Here is a 12118-nt window from a genome sequence, read left to right on the forward strand (position 1 = left end):
TATGTCGAAAATAAGTCGCTTCGGGAGGCATGTATGAGCAATATATTAATCGAAGTAGAAAAGCTTGTAACGCCAATAGTTCAAGAATTGAAATTGGAACTCATTGATTTAGAGTTCGTTAGAGAAGGTAGAAATTGGTTCTTACGTATTTATGTAGATACTCCTCAAGGTGGTATTGACATAGAACATTGTGCACTAGTAAGTGAGCGCGTAAGTGAAGTGTTAGATGCTAATGATCCAATTGAACAAAATTACTTTTTAGAAGTTTCTTCACCTGGGGCTGAACGTCCATTGAAAAAAGAAAGTGATTATCTTCGAGCAATTGGTCAATTCGTATTTGTAAAAACATATGAACCAGTGAATGGCTTGAAAGAGTTCGAAGGAATATTAACTGCTTATAGTGAGCAAGGTCTAGAAATTGAATATCGAGTTAAAACCAGAAAAATTAAAGTTCAACTTGCACATGAGAAAATTGCTTTGGCACGTTTAGCAATCAATTTCTCTGCATAATGTGAATGTAGGAGTGAAGAAAAATGGCAAAGTCAAAGGCAAAGTCAAAGGCAAATGCAAATGAGTTGCTAGATGCTTTAACGGCTCTTGAAAAGCAAAAAGGAATTTCACGTGAAGTTTTAATTGAAGCAATCGAAGCTGCGCTTGTTACGGCGTATAAACGCAATTTTAATCAAGCACAAAACGTCCGTGTTGACTTAAACCTAGATAACGGTACGATGTTAGTATTTTCACGTAAAGATGTAATGGAAGAAGTATTAGACGACCGTCTACATATTTCATTGGAAGACGCTAAACAAGTAAATCCAGCGTACGAACTCGGAGATGTAGTGGAGCAAGAAGTGACGCCAAGAAACTTTGGACGTATCGCTGCTCAAACAGCTAAACAAGTTGTTACACAACGTGTTCGTGAAGCAGAACGTGGCATGATTTATGAAGAATATGTTGACCGTGAAGAAGACATTGTCAATGGAATTGTGGAACGTTTAGATGCTCGTAATATTTATGTAGGGCTTGGAAAAGTAGAAGCGGTATTACCTGTGAATGAACAAATTCTTACGGAAACATACCGTCCTCATGAACGTATAAAAGTGTATATTACAAAAGTAGAACGTACAACTCGTGGACCACAAGTATTTGTGTCTCGCACACATCCAGGCTTACTTCGTCGCTTGTTTGAAATGGAAGTACCTGAAATCTATGATGGCATTGTGGAAATTAAATCTATCGCACGCGAAGCTGGAGATCGTTCGAAAATTTCAGTTGTTGCACATAACGATGATGTTGATCCAGTTGGTTCTTGCGTTGGTGCAAAAGGTTCACGTGTACAAACCATCGTTAATGAATTAAATGGTGAAAAAATTGATATCGTCGAGTGGTCTGAAGATCCAGTAATCTTTGTTGCAAATGCTCTTAGCCCTTCTAAAGTGTTAGATGTGCAAATCAATGAAGACGAAAAATCGACGACGGTAGTAGTTCCGGATTATCAATTGTCTTTAGCTATTGGTAAACGTGGTCAAAACGCGCGTCTAGCAGCAAAGTTAACAGGATGGAAAATTGATATTAAGAGTGAAACTGATGCTCGCGAACTTGGTATTTATCCAGCTCAAGCTTCTGAAAGCTTTAGCGATATAGATGAAGAGTTCGAAGATAATAGCGATGATAATTACGATCTTTACAAAGATGAAGAATAAGCGAAGAGGGTGAATTTTGATGTCTAGTCAAAAGAAAATACCTTTACGAAAATGCGTTGCGACAGGCGAAATGTTTCCTAAGAAAGAAATGATTCGTATTGTTCGATCAAAAGAAGGCGAAGTTTCGGTTGACTTAACGGGTAAAAAGTCAGGTCGAGGAGCATATGTTTCTAAAACCAAACAAGCAGTTGAAATTGCGAAAAAACGCAAAATCCTGGATAACCAATTAGAAGCAAAAATACCAGAGAGCATTTTTGATGATTTGTTAACTGTGATTGAAAGAGAGCAACTGAAATGAAACAAAAGCAACAAATTTTACAACTTCTCGGGTTAGCTGTCAGTGCGAGAATGTTAACGTCTGGTGAAGAATTAGTCGTAAAAGTTATTCGTAATAGCCAGGCTAAGATTGTTATTATCTCATCTGATGCTTCTGCTAATACGTTGAAAAAAATTCAAGATAAATGTAAGTCTTACAACGTTGAGTTACATGTATTCGGTGATCGTTCAGATCTCGGACATGCTACAGGAAAAGATGCCCGTGTGGTACTCGCAGTAACCGACCAAGGTTTTGCGAAAAAACTTTCCGAACTACTCAACGAATTTAATCGGGGGTGACCTAATGACCAAACTACGGGTTCATGAATACGCAAAGCAAATTAATAAAACAAGTAAAGAAGTTATCGATCAATTAGGTAAATTAAATGTACAAGTGACGAATCATATGTCGACTTTAGAGGGAGATGCGGTTTCTAAATTAGACTCTGTCTATAAAAAAACGTCTACTCCTGCACAAAAACCTGCATCAACAAATGCCAATCGTCCGCAAGGTGATCGTCCACAAGGTTCGGGTTATCAAGGCAATCGTCCACAAGGATCAGGTTCACAAGGTACTCGCCCGCAAGGTTCTAGTACTCAAGGGAGTCGTCCACAAGGTTCTGGTTACCAAGGAAACCGTCCTCAAGGTAGCAGTTCTCAAGGGAATCGCCCACAAGGTTCTGGTTACCAAGGGAATCGCCCACAAGGCAGTGGTACTCAAGGAAACCGTCCACAAGGTAGTGGTTATCAAGGGAACCGCCCACAACAAAGCAGTGGTACTCAATCAACTGGACCAAAAGCACCAGTGGGGCAAAGTCGTGGCGTAGCGAATGCTACAACTCCATCACGCGATAAGACAAAACCTGTAACAGCAACTTCAGGTGATGGTCGCAATCAAGAACAAGGTACTCAGACTAAAGCGAAGAATTTTGGTCCAAACCGTGCACCGGGTTCAAGCTTTAACCCTCGTGCTGGCGGCGGAAATCACCGTCCTGGAACTGGTAACCGCGCTGGAGGAAGAAATAAAGGCAAACAAAACCGTCAACCAGTAGCACCACCAGTACCAAGAAAAGAAAAAGAATTACCAGAAAAAATTACATTCTATGAATCATTAACAGTTGCAGAACTAGCGAAAAAATTAGGTAGAGAGCCATCTGAAATCATCAAAAAATTATTCTTACTTGGTGTAATGGCAACAATTAACCAAGAGTTAGATAAAGATGCAATTGAATTAATTTGTACAGATTACGGTGTCGAAGTAGAAGAAGAGATTCGTGTAGATATTTCTGATTTAGAAGGATATTTCGAGGGCGAACAAGAAGAACAAGGTGTTCAACTAGAACGTCCACCAGTTGTAACAATTATGGGGCACGTTGACCATGGTAAAACAACTCTTCTAGATTCAATTCGAAAAACAAAAGTAACTGCTGGTGAAGCTGGCGGAATTACTCAACATATTGGAGCTTACCAAGTTGTTGAAAATGGCAAGAAAATTACATTCTTAGATACACCTGGACACGCAGCCTTTACAACGATGCGTGCTCGTGGAGCAAAAGTAACTGATATTACGATTTTGGTTGTAGCTGCTGATGATGGTGTAATGCCTCAAACAATTGAAGCAATAAACCATGCGAAAGCTGCAGAAGTGCCAATTATCGTTGCTGTGAATAAAATGGATAAACCATCTGCTAATCCTGAACGTGTTATGCAAGAATTAACTGAACATGGATTAGTTTCTGAAGAATGGGGCGGAGAAACAATCTTTGCACCTATCTCAGCTTTAAAAGGTGAGGGTATCGATAACTTATTAGAAATGATTCTTTTAGTTTCTGAAGTTGCTGAGCTAAAAGCAGACTCTAGACGTCGTGCAATTGGTACAGTAATCGAAGCTCAACTTGACAAAGGTCGTGGCTCTGTCGCAACACTTCTAATACAAGATGGAACACTAAAAATTGGAGATCCAATTGTAGTGGGTCACACGTATGGTCGTGTTCGTGCGATGGTCAACGATTTAGGTCGTCGAGTTAAAGAAGCGGGTCCAAGTACACCTGTTGAAATTACTGGGTTAAATGAAGTGCCTCAAGCTGGAGATCGTTTCGTAGTATTTGAAGATGAGAAAACAGCTCGCCAAGTTGGAGAGTCTCGTGCATCTACAGCTCTACAAGCACAACGTTCAGAAAAAACACGTGTAACTCTTGATAACTTATTTGACCAAATGAAACAAGGTGAAATGAAAGAGTTAAACATTATTGTTAAAGCCGACGTTCAAGGTGCTGTTGAAGCTATGGCAGCTTCACTTATGAAGCTTGAAGTTGAAGGCGTAAATGTACGTATCATTCACACTGGTGCTGGTGCAATTACAGAATCTGATATCTCACTTGCTGCAGCTTCAAATGCAATCGTTATTGGATTTAATGTACGACCAGATACTAATGCAAAACGTGCAGCAGAAGCTGAAGGAGTGGACATTCGTCTACACCGCATTATCTATAAAGTAATTGAAGAAATTGAAGCTGCAATGACTGGATTACTAGATCCTGAATTCCAAGAAAAAATCATTGGTCAAGCTGAAGTTCGTGAAACGTTTAAGGTTACGAAAATTGGAACAATTGCTGGAAGTTATGTAACTGAAGGTAAAATTAGCCGAGATAGTGGCATCCGTGTTATTCGTGACAGCATTGTTGTATTTGAAGGTGAGTTAGATTCACTTAAACGCTTCAAAGATGATGCAAAAGAAGTTGCAAAAGGGTATGAATGTGGGATAACTGTGAAAAACTATCATGATGTTAAAGAAGGCGACATTATTGAAGCATTCGTAATGGAAGAAATCAAACGCAAATGATTTCATATGCGGAATGCGAATTCATCATTCCGACTTCCCATTCGTTAAAAGAGAAGCGCGCTGTCCTGCAGCGCATGCTTACTCGAACGAAGCAAAAGTTTAACGTATCGATTTCTGAGATAGATCATCAAGATAAATGGCAAAGGACTCGTATTGCGATTGTTTGTGTCGCTTCTTCTAGTGACGCAAGCGACCGTGAACTGACCCACGCCATACATTACTTGGAATCTAATCCAGAGTGGGAACGAACGGAAACTATCCGTGAACACTTATAGATAGAACAGAGGTGAAGCCACCATGGCGAATCGCTCAAATCGAGTAGCAGAACAAATGAAAAAAGAATTAGGCGAAATCATAGCTCGTAAACTAAAAGACCCGCGTATTGGGTTTGTCACTGTAACGGATGTTGAAGTTACAGGTGATTTACAACAAGCAACTGTCTTTATTACCGTTCTCGGAGATGATAGGAAACGTCGCGAAACGTTAAAAGGTTTAACTCAAGCTAAAGGATTCATGCGTACTGAAATTGGTCAACGAATTCGATTACGTAAGACACCAGAACTTATGTTTGAACTCGATAAGTCTTTTGATTACGGGAATAAAATCGATAACTTACTTAAACAGATCAAAACTGAAGAAGTTGAGATTGAAGAAATCAATACTGAAGAAGTTGAGATTAAAGAAATCAAAACTGAAGAAGTTGAGATTAAAGAAATCAAAACTGAAGAAGTTGAATAACCAAAAGAAGTCTGCGAAACTTAGTTTTAGCAGGCTTCTTTCCTATTTACAAAATACATAATACGTATAAAGGAGTGGGACCGGATGCAAAACGGCATTCTTCCGCTATGGAAAGAAAAAGGGATGACGTCCCACGATTGCGTCTTTAAACTACGTAAAATTTTAAAAATGAAACGCATCGGCCATACAGGAACTTTAGATCCAAGTGTTGAGGGAGTCCTCCCGATTTGTTTAGGGGAATCGACAAAAGTAGCAGAGTACCTCACTAACGCAGGTAAAATTTACGAGGCTGAAGTGACGATTGGTATATCCACTACTACAGAAGACGCAGACGGCGAGGTTGTGGAAAGTAATGATTCATACAAACAATTTTCCCGCCAAGATATCCTTACAGCTTTAACTGAATTAACTGGAACTATCGAACAAACCCCACCTATGTATTCAGCGGTAAAAGTAAATGGTAAAAAACTCTACGAATATGCACGCGCTGGAATTTCAATAGATAGACCGACAAGACAAGTAAATATTTACGAATTATCTCTACTAAGTGAAGAAACCAGTTTTTCTGGCGAACGAGTATCATTTAACATTCGTGTGTCGTGTAGCAAAGGAACCTATATTCGGACGCTTGCTGTTCAAATAGGCGAGAAACTTGGATATCCTGCACATATGTCGAAGTTAGTACGTACAGCGTCTGGTACATTTAAAGCGGCCAATTGTTTTACTTTAAAACAAGTCCAAGATTTAGTAGATCAAAATTCATTAAATGATAATTTATATGAATTAGATTATGCTCTCGAAGATATGCCGAAGTTTGAGGTTCCCAATCACTTAGAAAAAGCAATTCAAAATGGACAAGTATTAGATGCAATTAACGCGCTTCAGTCACAAGAACGAATAGTTTTTACTAGATTTGGACGAGCAGTTGCAGTTTATGTCAACCATCCTTCCAAGGAAGGTAAGATGAAACCTGAAAAAATGTTTAATCGATTACCTAAAGAAGGAGATGCGGAATGAACACTGTACATTTATCCTATCCACACCACATAAGTGATTCATCAATTACTGGTCCGTTTTCTTTAGCGATTGGATTTTTTGATGGCATACACCGTGGCCATCGAGAAGTTATTGGACATGCAAAAAGAGTGGCAGAAGAGCAAGGATTAAGATTAGCGGTCATGACATTTGATCCCCACCCTTCGATTGTCCTTGGAAAACGAAATGAAAAAGTATTTTATATTACTCCACTTGAACAAAAATTAGATTTGCTTCAATCAATGGGTGTAGATACAACATTCGTGGTTCGCTTTACATCTGATTTTGCCCAATTAACTCCAGAAAATTTTGTTGATACATTTATTCGTCAATTGAATGTAAAGCATGTAACAGCAGGGTACGATTTCACTTTTGGTTCTTGTGGAAAAGGCAATATGGAGATAATGAAAGAATTAGCCCAAAACGATTTTCATGTATCGGTCGTTGAAAAAAAATCAGCTGATAGTGAAAAAATTAGTTCTACACGTATTCGACAAGCATTAACATTAGGTAACATGGAAAATGTTCTTGAATTGCTCGGTAGACCTTTTCAAATTCCAGGAATAGTTGTTCATGGAGACAAGCGAGGTCGAACAATCGGCTTCCCAACGGCCAATATCCAGCCAAAAGAAGGATTTTATATTCCTGCAACTGGTGTCTATGCAGTCAGGATGTTAGTGCAAGACGAATGGGTAGATGGTGTTTGCAATGTTGGGTATAAACCAACGTTTAAAAACCCAGAAGAAAAACACTTAACAATTGAAGTTCATTTATTTAATTTTGATAAGAACATTTATGGAGAAGAAGTCTTCGTTGACTGGTATCATCATATTAGAGATGAACGTAAATTTGATGGCATTGATTCGTTAAAACATCAAATTGAAAAAGATAAACAAACAGCTATATCATTTCTTCAACTGTCTACTTAAGAGTTGCAAAGAAGTAGTGAATGTGCTACTATTCTTAAGTGCATAGAGATATGCCTAACCGTTGCTTGGCAGTGCGAATCACCAACGCTTGCTCGGTAATTGGGGATATTATGAGAGTATTGGAGGTGAACCGGATGGCAATTACACAAGAACGTAAAAATGAACTTATCGCTGAGTATCGTACTCATGAAAGCGACACTGGTTCTGCAGACATTCAAATCGCTGTGTTAACAGAAGATATTAACAACTTGAACGAACATTTACGTACACACAAGAAAGATCATCACTCACGTCGTGGCCTTTTCAAAATGGTAGGACGTCGTCGTAACTTGTTAAAATACTTACGTGAAAACGAAGTATCACGTTACCGTGACTTGATCGCTAAACTTGGTTTACGTCGATAAAATGCATTTTAGTGAAAGCGGGATTCGTCCCGCTTTTTCTTTATGTTCAAAAAGATTTCTCTGTATAGAATCCACTCTCAATTGACATTTTTATAATTTATCGCATGATAAACGCTTTTTTGATACACTACTAATGATACATACAACTATATTTACTAGGATTTTTAGAACGAGAGGAGTTCATTCAATGCCAGAAAAACAAATTTTTAATTTCGAGTGGGCAGGTCGTCCATTGCAAGTAGAAGTAGGCAAATATGCAAAACAAGCAAACGGTGCAGTAATGGTCCGTTATGGAGATTCTACAGTGCTTTCAACAGCAACTGCTTCAAAACATCCGAAGCCATTAGATTTCTTCCCACTTACGTGTAACTATGAAGAGCGTCTTTACGCAGCAGGGAAAATTCCAGGTGGTTTCATTAAACGTGAAGGACGTCCATCAGAAAATGCAGTATTGACTAGTCGTTTGATTGACCGTCCAATCCGTCCTTTATTCCCAGATGGCTTCCGTAATGAAGTGCAAGTTATTTCAATCGTTATGTCTGTAGACCAAGATTGCACTACAGAAATGGCAGCGATGTTAGGTTCATCATTAGCATTGTCAGTTTCTGATATTCCTTTCGATGGCCCAATTGCAGGCGTACAAGTAGGATTAATTGATGGTCAATTTATCATTAACCCGACACAAGCTCAATTGGCATTAAGCACGATTGATTTAATCGTTGCTGGAACAAAAGATGCAATTAACATGGTAGAAGCAGGGGCTCTTGAAGTAACTGAAGAAGTAATGTTAGAAGCAATCATGTTCGGTCATGATGAAATTAAAAAATTAATCGCTTTCCAAGAAGAAGTTGTCGCAGTTATGGGCAAACAAAAAACAGATATCAAACTTTATGAACTAGATGCTGAACTTTCTGCTGAGATTAATGAAATGTGCGAAACTAAATTAAATAGTGCTATTCAAGTGTATGAAAAACACGCACGAGAAGTAGCGATAAATGAAGTTAAAGATGAGGTTATAGCAACATTCGTTGAACGTGAAGCAGATGATGCAACACTTAAACAAGTTCGTCAAATTTTAGATAAAATGGTGAAAGAAGAAGTTCGCCGTTTAATTACTGAAGATAAAGTCCGTCCTGATGGTCGTAAATTAGACGAAATCCGTCCATTATCATCTGAGACAGGTGTCTTACCTAGAACACATGGTTCTGGATTGTTCACTCGTGGGCAAACTCAAGCACTTAGCATTGCTACTTTAGGTGCATTAGGTGATGTTCAAATAATTGATGGTTTAGGAATTGAAGAATCTAAACGTTTCATGCATCATTATAATTTCCCACAATTCAGTGTTGGGGAAACGGGTCCTCTTCGTGGTCCAGGTCGTCGTGAAATCGGTCACGGTGCATTAGGTGAACGTGCATTAAAAGCAGTACTACCAGACGAAAAAGAATTCCCATATACAATTCGTTTAGTATCTGAAGTACTTGAATCTAACGGTTCTACGTCTCAAGCAAGTATTTGTGCTTCAACTCTTGCAATGATGGATGCAGGTGTTCCAATCAAAGCGCCAGTTGCAGGTATTGCTATGGGTCTTATCAAACGCGGTGATAACTATTCTGTTCTTTCGGATATTCAAGGAATGGAAGATCACCTAGGCGATATGGACTTCAAAGTTGCAGGTACAGCTAAAGGTGTTACTGCACTTCAAATGGATATTAAAATCGATGGCTTATCACGTAGCATTTTAGAAGAAGCATTGACACAAGCAAAAATTGGTCGTATGCATATTTTAGAAAGCATGATGGCTACAATTTCTGAACCACGCACGAAGTTGTCTAAATTCGCTCCGAAAATTGTCATGGTTAAAATTAATCCTGATAAGATTCGTGACGTAATTGGACCGGGTGGTAAACAAATTAATAAAATCATTGATGAAACAGGCGTTAAAATTGATACAGAGCAAGACGGATCAATTTATATTTCTTCAATTGATGAAGACATGATCGCTCGTGCAAAAGAGATCATTGAAAACATTGTACGTGTTGCTGTTGTTGGTGAGTACTTCATGGGTAAAGTGAAACGTATAGAAAAATTCGGTGCTTTCGTAGAAATCTTTACGGGCAAAGATGGACTTCTGCATATTTCTGAAATTCAAGAAGAACGCACAAAAGCAGTTGAAGATGTACTGAAACTTGATGACGAATTAAAAGTTAAAGTTATTGAAATCGATAACCAAGGCCGTGTAAACTTATCACGAAAAATCGTCGTAAAAGAAGAAAAAGAAGCAGCTGAGAAAGCTCAAGCTGAATAATAAACAATGAAAAAGGTTGCCAACTGCTTAGATGGCAATCTTTTTTTTCGAAATAATGGGGGTTTAATTTACTGTGTTACAAAAAAGAACAAGTCAAAATGGTGTTAGAATAGTCTATGAACATATACCACACGTTCGGTCTGTCGCTGTAGGTGTATGGGTAGATGTAGGGTCGAGACATGAAACACCCGAAGAGAATGGTTTAACTCACTTCATCGAACATATGCTTTTTAAAGGAACAGCCACTAGAACTGCACGTCAAATTGCTGAAGAATTCGATCGTATTGGCGGGTATGTCAATGCATTTACGTCAAAAGAGCAAACATGCTACTACGCAAAAGTATTAGATCATCATGCGAAGCATGCAATATCAGTATTGGCCGATATGTTTTTCCATTCACAATTTGATGAACAAGAATTAGATAAAGAACGTCAAGTCGTCCTAGAAGAAATCTTAATGGTCGAAGATACACCTGACGATGATGTCCACGAACAATTATGGAATGTCATGTATCCAAATCAACCATTAGGTGCCTCAATTTTAGGGACGAAAGCGTCGCTTGAAACATTTAATAAAGATTCCATCCATCAATTTATGGACCATCACTATCGACCTGAACATATTGTCATTTCAGTTGCTGGAAATATTCCGGATGGTTTAATTGACTTTATCGATTCGTTATTTGGTCATTTTGGATCAAGTTCAACTCTTCTTGATCGTCATTCTTTAAGTCTCCCAATATTTAACTCAGGAGAATCTCATAAGTCACGCGAAACGGAACAAGGACATATTTGTCTAGGCTATCCAGGATTAAGCGTTAAGGATAAGCAGATTTATGATTTAGTGGTCTTAAATAACATCTTAGGTGGCAATATGTCATCTCGACTATTCCAAGAAGTTCGTGAAGAAAAGGCATTAGCCTATTCAATTTATTCCTATCATTCCTCTTACGTAGATTCTGGATCAGTGGCCATCTATGGAGGAACTTCCAGTAACCAATTGCAAGAACTCAAAGAAACGATCCATGAAACCATTCAAAAAGTAGTGGATGATGGGGTTACAGAAACTGAAGTGAATGATGCAAAAGAACAATTAAAAGGCAATTTGATGCTCGGTTTAGAAAGCACCAATGCCCGAATGAATCGTAATGGTAAAAACGAGCTTATTTTTAAAGAACACAAAACATATGATGAAGTATTGCAGTCAATTGATGAAGTACACATTCATAAAGTACAAAAACTAGTGACTGATATTTTCGCACATCAACCTGCCATTTCAATCATTACTCCAAAAAAAGACAATCCACTGTGATTGTCTTTTTTTTTTGACAGCTGTGGATTTTTTAGTAACTCACTTTATCACTCAGGTTTCCGGGGAGCTTCCACAATGTTGCACCATTAACTAATGAGGTAATAGGTGGATTAGACCCAGTCACATTCCCCTCATAATGTTCCAGGTAATCCTGCGTCTCGAATTTCTTTCGTCGCTCCCCTACAACCTTCGAGCAAATTGTTTATTTATTTTGGTTTACAAATGAATCGACACTATTCTTTGAAGAACCAAGCAACCGAAGATGCCATTTCGGCTGCTACCGCATTTCTTTATTTTGGATAGTTTTTTCATTTAGAGGAGAGGGTTGAGGAAAGTCACAAATTTAAGGACATTTATGTTACATCTGCATCGTTTATTATTCTGTAAAGTGTGTGTATCACTTTTAGTAAAAGTAATTCAGAAGATAAAATAAGCAAAAAGAGGTCGAAATATCATCTTCGGCCGAATATCTACATAAAGAAAACAACAATTCTCACGTAAAACAAATCATCATTTCTGAGCGAGTCCAGGT

Annotated in this window: 12 protein-coding genes; all 12 read left to right on the forward strand. The window is 38.4% G+C overall.

Annotated elements, in window-relative coordinates; translation table 11 throughout:
• Positions 1 to 33: 33 nt before the first annotated feature.
• A complete protein-coding gene (gene rimP / locus C8K15_RS01850; RefSeq protein WP_108584655.1) occupies positions 34 to 510 on the forward strand; it encodes a ribosome maturation factor RimP in 477 nt (158 codons plus the stop codon).
• A 23-nt stretch (positions 511 to 533) separates the two neighbouring features.
• Entirely contained in the window at positions 534 to 1703 is a 1170-nt protein-coding gene (nusA, locus tag C8K15_RS01855) for a transcription termination factor NusA (protein WP_108584656.1), read from the forward strand.
• A 19-nt stretch (positions 1704 to 1722) separates the two neighbouring features.
• Positions 1723 to 2001, forward strand: a complete 279-nt coding sequence (gene rnpM / locus C8K15_RS01860) for an RNase P modulator RnpM (RefSeq protein WP_108584658.1) — start codon at positions 1723 to 1725, stop codon at positions 1999 to 2001.
• Positions 1998 to 2318 carry a YlxQ family RNA-binding protein gene (locus C8K15_RS01865; protein WP_108584660.1) on the forward strand — a complete coding sequence of 107 codons (321 nt, stop codon included), beginning with the start codon at positions 1998 to 2000 and terminating at the stop codon, positions 2316 to 2318. The genes rnpM and C8K15_RS01865 overlap by 4 nt, the downstream gene beginning before the upstream one ends.
• A gap of 4 nt (positions 2319 to 2322) precedes the next feature.
• Positions 2323 to 4860: a translation initiation factor IF-2 gene (gene infB, locus C8K15_RS01870; RefSeq protein ID WP_108584662.1), complete on the forward strand. Its 2538-nt coding sequence runs from the start codon at positions 2323 to 2325 to the stop codon at positions 4858 to 4860.
• Positions 4857 to 5135, forward strand: a complete 279-nt coding sequence (locus tag C8K15_RS01875) for a DUF503 domain-containing protein (protein WP_108584663.1) — start codon at positions 4857 to 4859, stop codon at positions 5133 to 5135. The genes infB and C8K15_RS01875 overlap by 4 nt, the downstream gene beginning before the upstream one ends.
• Positions 5136 to 5157: 22 nt before the next feature.
• Positions 5158 to 5598 carry a 30S ribosome-binding factor RbfA gene (gene rbfA / locus C8K15_RS01880; RefSeq protein WP_108584665.1) on the forward strand — a complete coding sequence of 147 codons (441 nt, stop codon included), beginning with the start codon at positions 5158 to 5160 and terminating at the stop codon, positions 5596 to 5598.
• Positions 5599 to 5682: 84 nt separating this feature from the next.
• A complete protein-coding gene (truB, locus tag C8K15_RS01885) occupies positions 5683 to 6615 on the forward strand; it encodes a tRNA pseudouridine(55) synthase TruB (RefSeq protein WP_108584666.1) in 933 nt (310 codons plus the stop codon).
• Positions 6612 to 7562, forward strand: a complete 951-nt coding sequence (ribF, locus tag C8K15_RS01890) for a riboflavin biosynthesis protein RibF (RefSeq protein ID WP_108584668.1) — start codon at positions 6612 to 6614, stop codon at positions 7560 to 7562. Before truB ends, ribF begins: the two co-directional genes overlap by 4 nt.
• 134 nt (positions 7563 to 7696) lie before the next feature.
• Positions 7697 to 7966: a 30S ribosomal protein S15 gene (gene rpsO, locus C8K15_RS01895; RefSeq protein WP_024534986.1), complete on the forward strand. Its 270-nt coding sequence runs from the start codon at positions 7697 to 7699 to the stop codon at positions 7964 to 7966.
• 187 nt (positions 7967 to 8153) lie between these two features.
• Positions 8154 to 10274 carry a polyribonucleotide nucleotidyltransferase gene (gene pnp / locus C8K15_RS01900; RefSeq protein ID WP_108584669.1) on the forward strand — a complete coding sequence of 707 codons (2121 nt, stop codon included), beginning with the start codon at positions 8154 to 8156 and terminating at the stop codon, positions 10272 to 10274.
• Between the two features lie 73 nt (positions 10275 to 10347).
• Complete coding sequence (locus C8K15_RS01905) at positions 10348 to 11586, forward strand: M16 family metallopeptidase (RefSeq protein WP_108584671.1); 1239 nt, start codon at positions 10348 to 10350, stop codon at positions 11584 to 11586.
• Positions 11587 to 12118 lie beyond the last annotated feature (532 nt).

Source organism: Paenisporosarcina sp. OV554 (assembly GCF_003058165.1).
Classification (GTDB): Bacteria; Bacillota; Bacilli; order Bacillales_A; family Planococcaceae; genus Paenisporosarcina.